The following is a 17,738-nucleotide window of genomic DNA, read 5'->3' as shown; positions in this document are numbered from 1 at the left end:
GCGGCTGTCAAACGGCAAACGGAATAAAAGCGACCAACGGGAGCGGTTATGCCGGATTGCCGCTTGACTGACGACGGGTTCTGATGTATCTCACGCTGATTTACCCACAAATTCCCGTGAAGACCCATATAATAAAACAATTTTTGCAATAATCAAGAGTATAATATTCGATTTTTGTCCGTTTTTTAGAATTTCATGTTTGTCAACTGATTCGCATGAATGATATTTCGTATTCTGTCAATGCCGAAAGGAGTGGGATGGCTTTTCGGGTTGCCTGAAGTACGGTGCCGGCTTCGGGAGGCCTGGACGGATGAAATGCGACTCGGCCGGAATGGCCGGTCCGTTCCCCGGCCGAACTGGAGTGGAAACGGAGGCTACGAAAAAGCGACTTCCCCTCTGTGCGTTTTTTTTACAGGAAATTTTTTATATGATGATATAAATCCTGCAATCATTTTCCGGAAGATTCAGTTGACTTTCGGCAAAGGTGGATTATTTTAAATCCAAAGGCCGATTCCGGCCGAATAATCAACATGAGGAGGTGGAAGATGGGTATGTTGCGTAAATTGGTCTTGCCGGTCATGGCGGTTGCCGTCCTTGCCGTGTTCTGCGGCTGTGGAGAAAAAACGACTGCCGAGAAAGCCGGTGACGCCGTCGAAAACGGAGTGAAGGCTGTTCAGGACGGCGTCGGCGATGTCGCCAAGGAAGGTTCCAAAGCGCTTGATAATCTCTCCGAGAATGTCAAGAAATAACGATTGGCTTCCTGACGGGAAATATGAAAAGGGGCTGTTGCAAAACCTCATGGTTTTGCAGCCGCCCTTTTTCCATATTTATAAGACTCTCTCAGCATTTCATTTTGCCCCATTAATTGCTTCTTCATGAGTCTTTTCAGATTAGCTTTCTTTGGAACTTCTGGCTCAAGATCTGCTGGTGCAATCCAGTAATCTGTTTTTCCTTTTCCTTCAAAAAAAGAAAATAACTTGCGGATGTTATATCCCAGACAAACGAGCATACACTCAGCACTGACATTATCGAGACCTTTTCGGCTGACCCTTTCATAATCCATATCCTGCTTTATAACGCCGAAAGTTCCTTCTACTTGGGATGAACGATTGATACGCATTTCAATTCCTTTCGGCGAAAGTAGATTTTGTACCGCTTGTTTCTTGAATTCATACAGTTCGTAACATACCTCAAAAACTCTATCTTGGCGTTCTTTATCAGCAACACATCTCATACAATACGGTTTAAATTTACATTCGTTGCAATTCTCAATATGATAAAACTTGGTTCCTTTCCCTCTGGAATGAGTTCCATAACTATCAAGTTTAACTGCCTTTCTGCCGTTCAAACAAATCAGGTTTTGTTCTTCATCGAAACTGTATAGATCGATATATTCTCCGCGAACCATCTTCTGCCAAATCTGCGGTTTGACATAGTTTTCTATGCCCTCAGCAGCCATATATCTGTAGTTATCCAACGAACCATATCCACTATCTGCGCACAACTTTTCCGGGAAAGAACCATAGTCTGCATGATAGTTGTTAAGTAGAGGTATAAAAGTCTTACTGTCGGATCTATCTTGGGACACAAGATAATCCAGGATTAGTCCTTTCGAAACTACAATTTGAAGAGAATACGCGGCATGCATGTTACTTCCGAGACCTGAATAATAATCCGTTTTCAAGCACATTGCTGTTGCATCTTTGTCTGTTTTGTAATAAGAATTCCGTTCAGTGCCGCAAATCGCTTCAATTTCTTCATATTGCAATGTTTTCAATAACATTTTCTCCAATGAATGATAATCTTTGACAATCTGCGTCTGTCGATGCCCTGAACCACTTACAACAGAAATGTTTCTATCTGTAATTTTCTGCTTGAGCATAGAGAGAAATTGAGCTACTTCTTTCGATATAAATTCTTTTTTCCCTGGCGGCAAATGAAAATAGGCAGAAATAATTGATCTGAGGCCTTCGTTTAGCTTATCATGCTTTTTTCTAGGCTTCCAGACGAATTTATATTTATTGGCATTGGCTTCAAGCTTTGTTCCGTCGATAAAGACTTCAGATATGTCAATGTTATATTTCCGAACAATCTCTTTCATGATACATGAGAATATTTCTCGCTGTCTTGCAACAACTATGTTGTTGTAAAACCTGGAAATTGTGGAATATGACGGAACCTTTTGTTCCATCAAATACATAAAACGTGTGTCAAATCGAATGCTGTCTTCAATGCGCCGAAGACTTCCCGAATGTTTAGAAAATGCAAATAACATGGCGGAAAATAAACGAAACGGATTATGAGATGGTCTTCCGCCTTTTTCGATGCTTTTCGTTACTGTTTCTGCTATTATTCGACTTACGCCCGAGTACTCTAAAATCCAGAGATAATTATCGAGTTTCTGCTTTTCCTCAGATGATAGATCTGAGCAAAGAAACAAATAGTCCTGAAAATTTGTAAAATAGGCCATGGTCATCTCCTGATCATAGCCTTATTATACACAATTTTACCGAGATTCAAAAGAAAAAGGGCTGTCGCATACCTTATGAGGTTTTGCAACAGCCCCTTTTCGTATTTTAGATGTAAAATTTCTGTTCCGGATTTTCAGAAGCTTCTTTTCTCCGGGCTGGTAACCCGAAGCGGCTCCTTGCCTGCTGCTCCGGAGAGTCGGGTCATGAACCGGGAGCGGCGGACGTATATTCTCAGCAGGTTATTTCCAGTGTCGGGAGCTCATGCAGGTATTTTCTCAGTATCTCCTGCGAAAAGCCGTTGTTTTCAATGATTTCGCGGTAAAATGCGGCACTCGGCTTCGGAGTCCGTTCAAAGGTCTTGAAGTCCACATTCACGAGACCGAAGCGGGGCAGGAAGGAACTCCATTCGTAGTTGTCCATCAGCGACCAGTAGAGATAGCCGCGCACATCCATGCCCCGCTTGAGCGCGTCATGCACCGCTGAAAGGTAAAGAGCCAGGTAGACGATGCGGAAGCGGTCGTCGTTGCAGCTGCAGCCGTTCTCCGTAATGTAAATCGGCTTGTCGCGAAAGCGTTCCAGCATGGCGGTCATGCCTTCGGGATACATCTCCTCCAGATAGAAATCCTTGTCGATCATCCGCAGTTTCTTGTGCGGGAAACGGGAAGCGGACAGATCTTTCCGGCGGGAATCGATGAGTTCCCGCGTATAAAGGTTGACTGCCCAATAGTCCGCCGCTCCCTTGAGTTCCGGACACTCCTCCGCTTCACCGAACGGCGAAATCAGTTCGCCGGTGGCGATCGCGTGCAGGAAGCAGCCGTTATACTGAAAATCCCGGTACGCCGCCATGACCCGGTCCAGCTCGTCATAATAGCGGTATGGGAAGGTCTGTGTCGCCATATGCGCCGAGCTGACCGGCACATTGCACAGCGATTTGATCAGGCGGTAGGTCCGGGCGTGGGCGACCAGATGGTTGAAACCCAGCTGCGTGTCGATTCTGGTATGGGTGGATTCATTGATGACCAGATAGAAGTCGACCAGCCCCGTCAAGGTTTTCACGACCTTTTCCGCATAGCGCAGAAAATACGGAAGGTTCTCGCGCTTCCAGAAGCCGCCCTTCGCCGCGAACCATTGCGGAACGGTGAAGTGGTTCAGCGTAACGAACGTTTTGACGCCGAACTGCTTGAACAGCTCGCTCATCTCCTTGTAATGATCGAGCGCCGATTGGTCGAAGCGGCCTTCTTCCGGTTCCACCCGGCTCCATTCGACGGAGTAGCGATAGGCCCGATGCCCCAGCGAAGCGACCAGCCGCGCATCTTCGCGGAAAAGCCGCCAGTTGTCGCAGGCTTTCCCGGAGGGTTCTTCCCTGTTATCCTTCTGTTCCTGATGCCAGGCGTCGCTGTGGATATTGTCGCCTTCGACCTGATGGCCCGCGGAGGCGCTGCCCCACAGAAATCCTTCCGGAAAGCTGAAGTCCGGCAGGCTGAACACATCGTACATGGTATGATTCCTTTGCTGATAAACCTGTTATATAATGAAAACGTTTCCGGTGAATCCGTGTTTGCAGAGGGGCAGCGCCCGGCCGCACGGCACACCGGAGCCGTCCGTCGGCCGGTCGGCATAGGCCGGATTGTCCGCCGTCCGGATCAGCAGCGTATTGCGGCCCGGTTTCAGCTTCCCGCCGATCTCAAAACGGCACTGCGGCCCGATTTCGGCGCCGCAATAGCTGCCGTTCAGCCAGAGTTCCGCGCAATCGCCGCATTCGGGAATCACCAGTGTTTCCGCGGAAGCGCCGGTCCAGTCGAATTCGGCTTCATAACGGATTTCTCCGCAGAAGCGAGTCAGGTTCTCCGCGACGGTGAGGTTGACCGCCTCTGAATTTTCGCGGATGACCCGGAACGTCCCGGCATTTCCGGCTTCGCGCAGGGAGATTCGGTAACGCAGCGGCAGTTCGCGCATCGCTTTTTCCCCGGGCAGGAAAAGCGGCAGTCCGGGCTCGTCCCGGTTGAAAACGACGACGAGCAGTTCCTGCGGCCGCACCGTGAGCCGGAGGCCGTCCGGTCCCGCAGTCAACCGGAAAAGCCGGTTTCCCCACGGGTCGTAGAGAACGGCGTTCTGCGTCGCGGCAACCTGAAACCGGGCGTCAGTCCGGCCTTCGTTGCAGAAGAAATAATAAATTGCGCCGTCTTCGCCGCGCATGCCGAAGTAACGCAGTTCCGGTATCGCCGGGGAGATCCGCAACCGTCCGGGGCTGATGCCGCCGAGCCGTTCCGCCAGGGCCGGAACCGGCACGGCGCGCAGTTTGCCGGGCAGGGAAGCTATTGCTGCGGAATCCGGCTCTTCGGTACGTTCCGGCAGTATTCCGGCGAACAGCAGGGGAACGCCTTGCGCCGCCAGAACCTCAAACCGTTCCAGCAGCTTTTCCGGCAGGACCGTCGAGCCGGGAACGATCAGCGCGCCGTAACTTGCCGGGCCGACCCGCAGCCGGGAATTTTCCGCTTCGGCGTCGCGCAGCAGCGTGTCGGCGGGGAGGATATCGTAATCGAATCCTCCCCGCGTCAGCGCCGCGCATACCTCGTCCAGGGATGTCACGGCCCCCTGATTGACCCAGTCGCCCTCCGCATTGTAATAGATTGCGACATCGGCCAGGTGTTCGCCGCCGGCGAGCAGATGGCAGACCCGCTGGGCATAACGCATCAGCTTGCAGAAAATCCCGTATTGCGGATTGAAACCGCCGGCGTAAAACGCCGGGGCGAGGTAGCTCATGCAATAGCCCGGCGGCGTGAAACCGCCACCGTTCCTGTGTTCGTCCGCATTCCCCCGGAACACCTCCGGCAGACACATCGAATAGGCGTGCGGAATATAGTGATTCACCCCGGAAGCAAGGTGAAAATTCAGGATCGCGCGCATGAACGACAACCCGGCATTCCAGCCGTAGGCTCCGAAAATCTCGCAGATCGACCGTCCGCGCATCCTCGGATTATGCCGGGCGAGCGAAACCGCCAGCTTCGGCATGGTGTACTGATAGAAGAGTGTATTCTTGAGCAGGGTCCCCTGATTCAGCGCGTGGGGCGCCGAGGTGATTCCCGGAATCGTCTGGCCGAGCACGGTGTCGATGCCGGCCATGTGCTGCCCGGCCATCGCCCGGAAGAAGTGTCCGCATCCCCAGCCGGTGCGCATATGTGCGCCCTCGTCTTCGAGGACATGCCCGATATATTCGACGCCGTGCTGCTCGCACCAGTCGCCCAGCCGGCAGCTGTAATTTTCACGCCAGAGGCCGGTGATCAGGTCCATATAGGCGAGCCGCAGTGCGGTGTCGCCGGGGGATACCGCGTCCCACAATGCGGGCAGCCGGAGCACCAGCTCGTTTTCGGTCATCCGGCACCTGGCCGCGAGGAGCCGGGCCACGTCGGCGTTCCACGGATAAAGCCGCCGGAGCTGGCCCATCCGGTGTTCGGCATAATCGTCTCCATATTGGCCGTCGCAGTTGCCGAACGCCGGTTCGTCGGAGAAAAATCCGGCGAAGACCGTGCCGAAATAAGCGGAAAAACGGTCATGGATTTTTTCGTGCACCTCGTCGATCAGGTGTCGGCAGGAGCTTGCCGAGACCATTGTGATATAGTTGGCGAACATCCCCTGCCGGGCGGGATCGGCGGTCATCACGAAATAGATGCGCCAGATGCCGGCCGGCAGATCGAGCATGCAGAGGCCGTCTTTGATGTTGCCGCTCAGGTCGACAGGGGCGCCGATGCACTCGCCGCTCCGCTCGTCGCGGCGATAAGCCGCTATTGCGAGGATGGTTTCGGCGGTGGTATGTTCCGGCAGGAAAACGGCTCCGGCGGAGACCGGCCCGACGACATCCATCAGTTCGATCCGCAGGCATTGCTGGCGGAACGGCGCATTTTCCGGGCGTTTCAGGGAGTCGTTCGCGCTGCCGGTGTTCACATGCGAGTCGTCGAGCAGCCAGACGCGCATCCGGCAGGCGGCGGCATATTGCAGGACCTCCTCGAAAAGCCGCATCCACGGTTCTGTGCAGAACCAGTCGCCGCCGCGATTTTCGAAGATGAACTCCGAAATACCCGCGCGGCGGATCGCATCCATCTCCTTCCTGACCTGCTCCGCATTCTCCCCCGCATACCAGAGCAGCGGGATCAGATAGCTGCCGGTCCGGTCTGACAGACATTCCGAAATTTTTTGAGAAATCATACCATCTCCTACGAGAAAGGAATCGTTAATATTTCGATGGTATTGACATACCATCTTCTTGCGGATCGTAAATCAACTTAAGGTGTGCCTGCCAGGGGCAAGCGGCAGTTCGCGGCCGCCGGGCAGCCGGGCCGAAGCAGGGAGTCCGGGAGGAACTTCCGCTTCCCAGTGCAGTCCGCCCCCCGGCGTCAAGCTCCAGGAACTGGCGATGCGCCCGAAGGGGGAGTCGAACACCGCTTTCACCGGCGAGAAACGGCGGTCCGGAATGATTTCGAAAACCAGACCGTCATGACGGTAATGGATTCCGGCCAGCCAGCTTACCAGAAATTCGGAAACCGCGCCGTAGGCATAGTGATTGAAACTGTTCATTGAGACGTCGCCGAACCCTTTTTCCTGCGAAAAGCCGTCCCACCGTTCCCAGAACGTCGTCGCTCCCTGCCTGACCTGAAAAAGCCATGACGGGCACTCCTCCTGCAGCAGCAGGTCGCAGGCGCACCGGGTGCGGCCGAAGCGCGCCAGTGTCGGCAGGATCAGGGCGGTGCCGAGAAATCCGGTCGAAAGTTTCGTGCCGTTGCCGCGAATCCGCTGCTCGAGCAGGTCCAGATTTTCGGAAACGGTGCCGGGGGCGACCAGCCCGAATGCCAGCGCCAGCACCAGCGCGGTCTGGGTCGCCGGGCGGACCAGGCCGGCGCCGTCGGTGAACTTCTGCCGGAACGCCCGTCCCGCATTTTCGGCAAGTTTCAGGAAATGATCGCGGTCGCCGGGAATCCGCAGAATTCCGGCCGCCTCGGCGACGGTTTCCGCACAATGGGCGAAATAAGCGGTCGCCACCAGGTCCGGCGGAGTTGCCTCCGGCGCGAGCCAGTCGCCGAACTGCCCTTCGCCGCCGATGATGAACTCTTCCGAGCGGGAAAGCTGATAATTCAGAGCGCGTTTCATCGCCTCATAATTCTCCGTCAGCACCGCCGTCGAACCGTAGTGGCGGTAAAGGGCGCAGGGGAGCAGGGTTACGGCGTCCCCCCAGCCCGCGGCGCCGTCGTTGATGTGCAGCACCGCCGGGGCGATCGAGGGGGCGGCGCCTTCCGGCGTGAAACCGTCCCGGATATCGCGGAGATATTTCCGGAAAAAGGCCAGACAGTCCATATTCAGCATCGCCGCGGGAGCGAAAATCTGGGCGTCTCCGGTCCAGCCGAGCCGTTCATCGCGCTGCGGGCAGTCGGTCGGAATCTCCAGAAAGTTGCTGCGCTGTCCCCAGAGAGCATTGAGCCACAGCCGGTTGACGCCGGAGTCGCCGCATGAAAAGCGGCACCGATCCGGCATCGCGCTGTACATGACCAGCGCGGTAACGTCCAGCTCCTCCGGCGGAATCCGGTCGAACTGCCAGCCGTCTATCTGCAGATAGCGGAACCCGTGGAAGGTGAACTTCGGCACATATTCCGCGGCCTGTTCCACGGGACCTGCGCAGATGTAGCTGTCCTGCGAACGGGCTCCCCGGTAATTCAGCGTGTAGAGCGACCCGTCCGGCTCCAGAATTTCGGCGGTCGCAAAGGTATACCGCCTGCCGGGAATCCCGCGCGGACACACCCGGAATGTGCCGGAAAAGTTCTGGCCGAAATCCCAGATGCAGACGTCTTTTTTCGGACGCAGCAGCCGGACCGGCTTCAGCTCCCGCATATACCGGACCGGCGGGGCGCTTTTCTGAACGAGCCGGGGCGTCTCCGCGACTCCGCCGCTTTCGCGGGCGGCCTCCCACGCGCCGTCGTCGAAGCCGGGAGTATTCCAGCCGGGCATTTCCAGCCGGGCGTCGTAATCTTCTCCGTCATAGAGATCGGAGCCGAGAATCGGTCCGGTCGCCGTTTTCCAGCCGGAATCGGTGACCACGGATTCGCGCCGTCCGTCCCGGTAGACCAGCTCCAGATGCGCAAGCAGCTCCGGGTGCGGATGATAGACGTTGCGCATCCGCAGCACGGTGAGGTTGCCGCAGCACCAGCCTTCCGCCAGGATCACCCCGAGCGCGTGTCTGCCCGGCGGCAGGCGGTCGGTCAGATCGCAGGAAAGAAACTGAATCTGTTTCCTGAAATCGGTCCAGCCGGGGGCGAGAAGATCGCCGCCGATCCGGGTTCCGTCCAGAGACGGCTCGAAAACCCCGCGCGCCGTGATCGAGAGCACCGCCCGGCGCAAACCGTCGCCGACGGTGAACTCGCGCCGGAAGTGCGGGGCCGGAGCCGCCGCCGCACAGCGATTCCCGGCAAACCGGACCCAGCGCGCGCCGTTCCAGTCGGCAGGCGACTGGAGTGCGACCGCAAACGCATTCTCCACGGAAAAGGGCGACGGGTTGCCGGTCCGGTCGAAAACGCGGATGCGGAAGCTGACCCGGTCGCCGGCTTTCAGCCCGGCGCCCCGCCACGGAACTCCCCGGCAGGCGTTCCCGGCGACCCGTCCGGAGTCCCAGAGCAACCGTCCGTCCGCGTCGGTGGCCACGATCTGATAACCGCATTGCCGGGAGCCGGGAGAATCCGTTTCGATGCGCCAGGAGAACTCCACCTGCGGCGACGCGACGAAAAGAAGCTCCCCGGTGCAGTCGCGGTCGTTGACCTGCACCCCGGTTACAGCCAGAATACTCATGGGGTCTTTTTACTTCACAGAGAATCCCGGTGACGGATGTCCAGCACGATTCCGTCGGCTCCGACGAGCTTGATCCGGTCGGTTCCGGCAAGGTCGGGCAGGGGGGCTCCGGAAGTCAGCTCCACGCTTTTCCGGCCATCGGCGTCCGAGGCGACGAGCTTCGCTCCGGCGGGCATCTCCTTCACCTGAAGCTTTCCGTCTTTCAGGGAAAGAAGCCGGGGATATTCCGCAATGGCGATGGTGCTCTGCGGGCGCATCCGGCAGGAAAGCTGCCCGTCCCGCAACGCGAGTTCCCGGCCGGTCGTCAGCTCGACATAGTGGACGTCGCCGCTGCCTTCCGGCTTCAGGAGCGGCCGGTCGACGGTATGTCCGGTCGCGTTGAAAAGCGTCCATATCCGCTTCCGGCCGGAGGTGAACCGGTTGGCGTAGACGCCGTCGCAGACGGTATCGACCAGCGGTTCCAGTTCGCCGAGGTCAAAGGCGTCGTTGTTGTCGAGCAGCAGCGAGCGGATGTGATCGGGGTATTCGCCGGAATTGTAGACGCCGACCGCGTTCCACAGCCACAGATCCCACGGGGCGGGTTTGTGGTCGCCCGCATCCTCGATGATTTCAAAGAGTTTGCAGTTCCTGAAATAGAAGCGCAGCAGATTGATCTGGGCCGGACGGGCGAAGCTCCGGCGGCTGATGCCGTCATAACACAGGGCGCCGTCAAGCGTGGAAACCAGCATGTCGTGGCCGGGAAACTCGGTCAGCAGCAGCACCTCTCTGCCGGAGCGGCCGAGCTTCTCCCGGATGCCGCGCGTGATGCAGGCGACCGCCTGAAGCACCGGGTTGCCCCAGCCTTCGTTGGAGAAGATGTGCTTGTGCATGGTGCTGAAACAGAGATGGCCGCCGCCGCCGAATTCGTCGAGGCGCACGCCGTCGACCCCGGTTTCCTCGACGACCCGGACTACGTCGTCGATCGTGTAATCGGCGAACTTTTCGGCATTGACGCACATGGCGTACTGGTGAAATTTGGCGACGATTCCCGGAGGCGTGGTCGGATTGGCGACATCGTGCGCCGGAGCGCATTTGTACTGATGGTTGATGACCGCGAATTCGGGAACCATCTTCGCATTTTTCGCGGAAGCGTCCATCAGCACCGCGTCATAGTAGAGCAGCGCCACCTGATCGGCCTTTTTGAGGTCCCGGATATGCTGCCGGAAAGCGGGGAGCCCGCCCCATTGCGGATTGTAGCCGTCATAATCGCCGAGCGCATACGAAAGCACTTTTTCACCGGTGGCCGGATCGCGCCAGACCAGGACCTTTTCCACCCACGGGTCTTTGGCGAATCTGCCGATTTCCTCGAACGGCAGCTTCCAGTAGAGCGATCTGGAGAGAGTCCACCAGCTGCACAGCTCCCAGATGTCGGCGGGGCGTTTGTGGTGTTTCCCCTGATAGGAGGTGTCGTATTTGCCGTCTTTCCAGAGCGGGGAGCCGAGCCCCATGCCGGCGCGGTAGTTCCACTGGCCGGTAAGCTTGCCGGGGAAGGCCTGCCGGGGCCAGACACCGGCCGCCCAGTCGGCGTAACGCTGCATCGCCGCTTTCCAGCCGCCCGCATGGGTGCCGATCACGGCGTCCGGCAGGGTGACTTTCACGCCGGGGGCGCAGGGGCGTTCGGCATAGTCGATCGCCATGCCCGCATAATCGCCTTCGGAAAGGGCGTGCGGCCAGTGATGCTCCGACTCGAAAAATCCGGGCGTGGTGCCGGTGCAGAGGCGGTACAGGTCGGGGTGCTTCACCCCTTTTCCCTTGCGCAGGTTCAGAAACTTGTAGGAGGCGTCCGGGTCGTCGCCGCGCAGATAGACGCCGCCGCCGGAAGTGCGCGAAAAGAGATCGACCATCTGCCACCATGCGTCGTTCTGGCCGTAGGCGCTGCGGAAATGGCAGTTTTCGCCGCCGATGATGCCGCCGCCGAAGGGAAAGAGATAGAAATCGTCTTCCGGCTTCGCGGAAAGCGTGATCCCGTCCAGATGCGGAAAGGCCAGTGCAAAGTCGGCGCCGGACTCCCCGCGGTTGACGACGTCGAGCTTGAAACGCAGCTCGTCCCGTTCCGCGATGACCGAAACCGTGCATTCCAGTCCGGGTTCTTCCAGAAGAACGACCGCCTGAAAACCGTTCGACAGCGGCTTGACCGACGTCACTTTTCCGTCCCGGGCGTCGTAGGTCCTGCCGCCGGCATGGATGCGGAAAATCCGGGTTTCATCTGCGGCTTTCAGGATGTTTTTATTGACTTCCGCACAGAACAGGCTCTTGAGCGCCAGTGCGGGAGCAAGCTGGAATTCCGCCCGAATCGCCTCATTTTCAAGGATGGCGGTCGAATTGTCGATCCGGCATGAGGGGGCGACGCCGGTACGCGCGCCGGCGGGGGCGTTCACTTCGGGCGTCATATCGGGACGGGCGGCGGGCCACTCCCGGGCGGGAGCGAACGACGCCTTCACCGACCGCACCCTGCCGTTGCGGCACTCGACGGCGAACGGAACTCCCGTGTTGAAGCTCAGCGTATTGCCGCTGCGGGTGAAAGCGACCGCGGCGCCCTTTTCGTCAACCGCGGAGAATTCGGCATCCGGCTCCGTGGTAAACGCAAGGGTCAGCGGCCGTGATTCATCCCAGTGCCGCCGCAATTCCAGACGGAAGAGCTCCCCTTCGTCCGCCGCATACGCGAACAGTTGTTCGGGGTCCCCGACGATGCCGTTCCCGGCCGTCCATTCAGCGGTTCCCTGTTCGCCGACGCTGGAGAGCTTGAGCCGCATCATGAATTCGCCGCAGTGCTGATTCTGTTCACGGTTCCAGTCGCTGCTCCAGCTTTTCCCGCCGTCGCGGCTGACGGAGCTGGCGGTATTCTTCACGCTCCGGTCGATGCCGGGATAGATGAAATCGTCTCCGTCATCGACTTTGGCTATCGAAATCGAAATCTCCTCGCGATTCAGCAGCAGCGACTTGTCAATCGGAATCTCGACCCAGTCATTGAGTCTGTTGGAAGTCGCGCTGCGGGCCGGCAGCCGCGGATCGGAGGTGTTGAGCACCAGCTCTCCGCCGCCGCCGAAGCTGATCCGGAAGCGCTCGGTGAGGCCGTTCGGCGCTTCCCTGTCGAGCTCCGTACTGTAATCGAATACGCCGATATGCAGCTTCAGATAGACCTTTTCCGCCTTTTCGAGACTTCCGGCGGGGAGCTTCGTCAGCGGGAACACTTTCGCGGCAATGCTGCCGGGACCGTTGCAGGGCAGGACGTCGAAGGGGTTCAGCCCGCCCCAGCTGTTGTTGTCGTTGGCCAGCTCAAGCACGCCGGGCCGCGGGGAGTCCACCCGCCAGGAGGCCGTCTGCTCCTCCGTGTCGGCAAGCTTGAGCCGCATCATGAATTCGCCGCACGGCTGGTTCTGTTCACGGTTCCAGTCGCGGCTCCAGTTTTTTCCGCCGTCGCGGCTGACGGAGCTGGCGGTATTCTCCACGCTCCGGTCGACGCTGGGGTAGATGAAATCGTCTCCGTCATCGACCTTGGCGACCGATATGGCGATCCTGTCGCGGTTGAGCAGCAGCGACTTGTCGATCGGAATCTCGACCCAGTCGTTGAGTCTGCCGGAAGTCGCGCTGCGGGCCGGCAGCCGCGGATCGGAGGTGCTGAGCACCAGGTCGCCGCCGCCGTCAAAACTGATCCGGAAGCGCTCGGTGAGGCCGTTCGGCGCATTCGGATTGAGCTCCGTGCTCTGGTCGAATACGCCGATATGCAGCTTCAGATAGACCTTGTCCGCCTTTTCGAGACTTCCGGCCGGCAGTTTATCCAGCGGGAATTCCTTTTTCGCAATACAGCCGGAGCCGTTGCAGGGCAGAACGTCGAAGGGATTCAGGCCGCCCCATTGATTGCCGTCGTTGGCCAGCTCCAGAATGCCGGGGAGGGGGGATTCCACCCGCCACTCCGCTCCGGCCAGCGGCAGCAATGCGGCCAGTCCCAAGGCGGAAATCGTAACTTTTTTCAGTATGATCAACACGATGATATCCTTTCTGCGGCGTGAATGGTCAGAATTTGAGGGAAGCGCCGTTCAGCCGGTAGTAGCAGCCGTAAACTTTTCCCGCCGACGCCCATTCGCCGATATCGCCCTTCCGGATTCCGTCCACGTGGCCGTCGGCCCAGCCGGCATTGGCTTTCTGGCTGTGGCGCAGATCGATATTGTCGCCTTCCCCCCCGAAGAAGAACCAGCCGGTCTGCTTGTTGCTGCTGTTCCAGGTATCGGCATAGATCAGGAAACTGGACGCATTTTTGATTTTCGTGAAAGAGACGATCGTCCCTTCTCCGTTCCAATCCGACGGCCGCCTGACAAAGGCTTCCGGATTGTCGGCGTAGCTCGGCGTGTAATACCGGCTGTTCTCGTCGCCGCCTTCCGCGCTGGCGGGAACTCCGTAAAGGGCTGTGAAATTCCTGCCTTCATTTTCCATCGAGGCCGGATCGGCGAGGTCGAAATCGGCCGGAACCGCCGGACAGGCGGCCACCTTGAACGACGGCAGGCGCCGGGGAAAAGCATTGATCTGCCAGTCCTCGATGTAATTGCCGAGCACCATGCTGCCGAGCAGAGTCTGAAACCCGGCGCCCCATTTCTTCAGGATGACGACGCCATTGCTGTCGTCTGCGTAAAGCGCGGTGGCGAGCATGCACTGCTTGAGGTTGTTTTTGCAGCTGGCTCCCTTTGCTGTGCTGCGCGCATGGTTCAGGGCCGGCATCAGCATGGCCGCCAGAATCGTGATGATCGCGATTACCACGAGCAGTTCGATGAGGGTGAATCGGCGGGCGGCGGCCGCCGGGACGGCACGCGGGAAAAAATTATGCTCCTCATGGAGTTGATTTGCGATCGGTTTTGTTTTCATGGTGGATGTTCCTTTCTGACTTTTATCAAAGAGTCGATAGACTTGACGGATCAATTGCACGACAATCATATTATACTATGAGATCAATCTGACAACAAGTGTTATCCTTTCATAAATATGGATTTTTCTGCCAATTGGAAATGTTCTGCTCCGGGCCGGCAGGTTTGCCGGCCCGGGACGTTCAATCACCGGAGGAACCCGTTGCCGTTTCCGTGCCGCCGGCGGAAATTTCCTCTCCGGCGTTGCGGCCGTCGACGACCCGTCCGTCGTCCGCGTCGTTGCGCTTCCGGGTGCGCAGCGCGCGGAACAGCTTCACCACATCGGCGGAACCTCCGATCAGGAACCATATGGTTGTGCCGATTCCGAGCCCGAAGCCCAGCATCACATATCCCCGCCACAGCCGCAGCCAGTGCAGCGGCTGCCAGCCGAAAACGAAGTGGCCGAGCGTTCCGGCGACAAAAGCGGCCGTCCAGAGCAAAGTCCACAGGAGCGACGCGAAGAAGAGCAGGCGGTCGAAACGGGTGAATTCGTCGGTCAGCCCGAAAATCTTCCAGATCCTGCCGGCGGACCATACCTCCCGGTGTTCGCCGGAGAGGTCGTACTTGCCGCGGTGGAGCATCTTCTCAAGATTGAAATATTTCGTGCCGTGCACCTTGCGGTCGATATACGAAACGATGAAATAGCTTGCGAATCCGGTCAGGGTGATCGCAAATGCGAGGATCTGGCTGTTGACCGGGAAGCGTTCCCGGCGGGCAAGCAGCCACTGTGCAGCGGAGTCCGGCACATATTCGGCCACTGCCGGAGCGAGGGCCGGCCAGCACTGCTGCAGCGCGATGCTGCCGAGCGCCAGCCCCGAGCCGAGGATCATCGCCACCCAGGCGCCGAGCGTCGAACCGCTCCGGCTGTACAGGCCGCCGATCAGCACCGCGCCCGCGCCGCCCGTGAAAATCGCGCCGGTGATCTGGAAAAAAAGCAGAATGTATTCGGTCTGCTTGAAGAGCCAGCTGAAGAAGAAAGCGAAGATTCCGACGAAGACGATCGACAGCCGCAGCAGCAGGATATGCTGTTTTTCAGTGAACGGTTTCTTGCGGAAGGGCATGATCACATCCTGCACGAAGATGGAGCCCCAGCTGTGCATATAGGAGTCGTCGGTCGACAGCATCGCCGCCAGCATCAGCGCCGCAAACAGCCCGAGCAGTCCGGGCGGCAGGATATGGGAGAGGAACAGCGGCACGCGCGCCTGGCTGGCCTCCTGTCCGTGAAGCGTTCCGAGTGTTTCCGCAACCGTCTGCGCGCTGTCGGCGTATTGCGGGCTGTTGAAGAAAGTGAAGGCGCAAATCGGGATGAAAAGCAGCAAAGCCCACTGCACCAGCTGCCGCCACACTCCGAGAAAACGCGCCATTTTCGCTTCGTGCGCGCTTTTGGCGGCGGCCGCATAGCCCGACTGTCCCTGCCAGGTGCCGCTGGTCAGCACCACCAGCACAATGCCCATCAGGAAGAACCAGATGTTGAAATCCCGGATTCCGGTCGTGTCGAAGGGGTTGAAAAGCGACTGCCCCGGATTCTCCGCCGCATGCACGGTCAGCGTCTCGAAAATCGTCTCCCAGTTGAACTGCATGACCATGAAGATCATCAGGACCAGGAAGACGAGGTTGCAGAACGTTCCCTGGATGAAGTCGGTCAGCATGATCGCAAGCTGTCCGCCGCAGATGGCGAACGTGACGCCGAGCGAGATGACGAAAAGGAGCAAACACACATAGGTACTGAAAACAAAGGGAATCCCGGCGATCTGGAAGCTGTCGGGCAGCCTGCAGAAAAACATGAAGAATTTGACCGAAACCGACGGGAATATCCCGTAGTTCAGCACGCCGGAGAGCCATCCCAGCATTCCGCTGAACACCCGGAAGCGGCGGCTGTAGCGCACCTCGAAAAATTGCGCCATCGTAAAGCAGCGCGTCTCCCTGAAGCGGTAATAAACCCAGCCGCAGATCGACATGAGCAGGGCGATCGGCCCGGAAAGAAATCCCCACCAGACCGGGGAGAATCCCGCGATATAATACTGTTCGAATGTCGCGATGATCGAAATCGCGCCGATGCCGGCGATGCCGTCTGTGACGGCCAGCAGATACCGGCCCGCGCAGCGGTTGGCGGCAAGAAAATCCGCCGTGCTTTTGACCTGGCGCCGGCTGATGATCAGTGTGGCCGTCAGTATGAGCAGCAAAGCTCCGACAATTCCCCAGTCGAGCAGTTGCATGGAGGGGCTCCTTTCCGATTTGGTTTTCCGCCGTTCCGGTCTTCCGGCCGGATGACGTGTTCGTGAAACTGTTTGCAATTGGTTTGATTACGGGCTATATTGTACCGTGAGACCAGAAGAAACACAAACACGATACTCTTAAAAACATGGATTTTCCTGGCAAAACCGGAAAGCGCGCCCCGTCGATTTACTGTCTGAAGCTCAAGGCTTATTCCGGAGGCTATCACGCCACGGCGCTGAAATCGGTTCATTTTATGAACGACTGGGAAAAGGAACTGTCCCACACGCAGTATCACAAGCATAACTTTTATGAGCTTGCGGTCGTTCTGCGCGGCGCCGGGACCCACCTGACCGACAGCCAGAAACTGCCGCTGCGCCCCGGCAGCGTTTTTCTGCTTCATCCGGGCGAAAGCCATGCCTATGAGTATTCCGAGCCGCTGACGCTGATGAATTTCATGTTCGACTCGCAGATTCTGCGCCCCTACCGGAAATCCCTGAGCGGACTGGCCGGCTACCCGCTGCTCTTTTGTCCGGCGGAGGAACGCCGTGAACTCTGCGTGGACTCCGCCACGCTCGCGGAACTCGATATCCTGCTGCACGCGATGGCGATGGAAAGCCGGCAGCGGAGTGTCGGCGCGGAGCTTCTGCTGATCTCGCATCTGCTGAATCTGCTGGTGCTGGTGCTGCGCAAATCCTGCAGCTATGTGGAGAGGGAGCGTTTCAACAGCGACATCGGAATTGCGGTTGCGTTCATGCGCCGCAATTATCAGGAGGAGATCAGCCTGCCCAGGCTGGCGCGGCTGGCCAATTTGTCGGAAAGTTCGTTTTTCCGGAAGTTCCGCGAGGAGATGAAAACCTCTCCGATGCAATGGCTGCTCAATCTGCGGATTCGCAAGGCGATGGAGTTCCTGATCCGTTCCGATATGAACATCGGCGAAATCGCGGCGGCGACCGGCTTTTCCGACTCGCTCTATTTTTCGCGGCAATTCCGCAGGCAGGTCGGTGTTTCCCCGAAAAACTACCGTGCTCAGGCGCACGGCCCCCGGCAGGTCATTCACGGCATGCAGACCCTGGAGGAAATCGGCGACATATGACGCCGCGGAACAGGAATGCCGCCGTCCGAACCTCGGCACAGGTGATCGCCGGACCGGACGGAGCGCGACAGCAGGCGGAGTTTGCACTATTGTCAAATACGGCACCGGGAATCCGCCTTATTCTGAGCCGCCGCCCGTCGGCCGCTCCATACTCTCCGCCCCATTTCAACAACATCCCCGCTTTTGCCGCAACCG

Annotated in this window: 9 protein-coding genes; 2 read left to right on the top strand and 7 right to left on the bottom strand. The window is 58.1% G+C overall.

Annotated elements, in window-relative coordinates:
• Positions 1-545 precede the first annotated feature (545 nt).
• Positions 546-749 (top strand): hypothetical protein, encoded by a 204-nt coding sequence (locus FYJ85_RS19850; protein WP_154420465.1) that lies wholly within the window; start codon positions 546-548, stop codon positions 747-749.
• 47 nt (positions 750-796) lie between these two features.
• Here FYJ85_RS19850 and FYJ85_RS19845 read toward each other — a convergent pair whose 3' ends face one another.
• From FYJ85_RS19845 to FYJ85_RS19815, 7 genes are all read right to left on the bottom strand, one after another.
• A complete protein-coding gene (locus FYJ85_RS19845; protein WP_206213344.1) occupies positions 797-2,470 on the bottom strand; it encodes a transposase in 1,674 nt (557 codons plus the stop codon).
• A gap of 232 nt (positions 2,471-2,702) precedes the next feature.
• Positions 2,703-3,968 carry a glycoside hydrolase family 1 protein gene (locus FYJ85_RS19840; RefSeq protein ID WP_154420461.1) on the bottom strand — a complete coding sequence of 422 codons (1,266 nt, stop codon included), beginning with the start codon at positions 3,966-3,968 and terminating at the stop codon, positions 2,703-2,705.
• A gap of 27 nt (positions 3,969-3,995) precedes the next feature.
• Entirely contained in the window at positions 3,996-6,674 is a 2,679-nt protein-coding gene (locus FYJ85_RS19835) for a glycosyl hydrolase family 2 protein (protein ID WP_154420459.1), read from the bottom strand.
• A 72-nt stretch (positions 6,675-6,746) separates the two neighbouring features.
• Positions 6,747-9,299, bottom strand: coding sequence for an alpha-L-rhamnosidase (locus FYJ85_RS19830; protein WP_154420457.1), 2,553 nt, complete (start codon positions 9,297-9,299; stop codon positions 6,747-6,749).
• A gap of 14 nt (positions 9,300-9,313) precedes the next feature.
• Positions 9,314-13,324 carry a DUF6259 domain-containing protein gene (locus FYJ85_RS19825; protein WP_154420455.1) on the bottom strand — a complete coding sequence of 1,337 codons (4,011 nt, stop codon included), beginning with the start codon at positions 13,322-13,324 and terminating at the stop codon, positions 9,314-9,316.
• Between the two features lie 28 nt (positions 13,325-13,352).
• The gene (locus tag FYJ85_RS23360; protein WP_177994591.1) at positions 13,353-14,195 is read right to left on the bottom strand and encodes a prepilin-type N-terminal cleavage/methylation domain-containing protein; all 843 of its coding nucleotides are present in this window, start codon (positions 14,193-14,195) and stop codon (positions 13,353-13,355) included.
• A 181-nt stretch (positions 14,196-14,376) separates the two neighbouring features.
• A complete protein-coding gene (locus tag FYJ85_RS19815) occupies positions 14,377-16,449 on the bottom strand; it encodes a sodium:solute symporter family protein (RefSeq protein WP_154420453.1) in 2,073 nt (690 codons plus the stop codon).
• Positions 16,450-16,595: 146 nt separating this feature from the next.
• On the opposite strand from FYJ85_RS19815, the gene FYJ85_RS19810 reads away from it, so the two are divergent.
• Complete coding sequence (locus FYJ85_RS19810; RefSeq protein WP_106051730.1) at positions 16,596-17,543, top strand: AraC family transcriptional regulator; 948 nt, start codon at positions 16,596-16,598, stop codon at positions 17,541-17,543.
• Positions 17,544-17,738 lie beyond the last annotated feature (195 nt).

This window comes from Victivallis lenta (assembly GCF_009695545.1).
In the GTDB taxonomy this organism is placed as follows: domain Bacteria; phylum Verrucomicrobiota; class Lentisphaeria; order Victivallales; family Victivallaceae; genus Victivallis; species Victivallis lenta.
This window is presented reverse-complemented; position numbering and strand designations above follow the sequence as displayed.

Excerpts from the sequence above, each read along its gene's own strand:
- FYJ85_RS19840 (WP_154420461.1), bottom strand. The coding sequence starts at position 3,968 with ATGTACGATGTGTTCAGCCTGCCGGACTTCAGCTTTCCGGAAGGATTT.
- FYJ85_RS19835 (WP_154420459.1), bottom strand. The coding sequence starts at position 6,674 with ATGATTTCTCAAAAAATTTCGGAATGTCTGTCAGACCGGACCGGCAGC.
- FYJ85_RS19830 (WP_154420457.1), bottom strand. The coding sequence starts at position 9,299 with ATGAGTATTCTGGCTGTAACCGGGGTGCAGGTCAACGACCGCGACTGC.
- FYJ85_RS23360 (WP_177994591.1), bottom strand. The coding sequence starts at position 14,195 with ATGAAAACAAAACCGATCGCAAATCAACTCCATGAGGAGCATAATTTT.
- FYJ85_RS19845 (WP_206213344.1), bottom strand. The coding sequence starts at position 2,470 with ATGGCCTATTTTACAAATTTTCAGGACTATTTGTTTCTTTGCTCAGAT.
- FYJ85_RS19810 (WP_106051730.1), top strand. The coding sequence starts at position 16,596 with ATGGATTTTCCTGGCAAAACCGGAAAGCGCGCCCCGTCGATTTACTGT.
- FYJ85_RS19815 (WP_154420453.1), bottom strand. The coding sequence starts at position 16,449 with ATGCAACTGCTCGACTGGGGAATTGTCGGAGCTTTGCTGCTCATACTG.
- FYJ85_RS19850 (WP_154420465.1), top strand. The coding sequence starts at position 546 with ATGGGTATGTTGCGTAAATTGGTCTTGCCGGTCATGGCGGTTGCCGTC.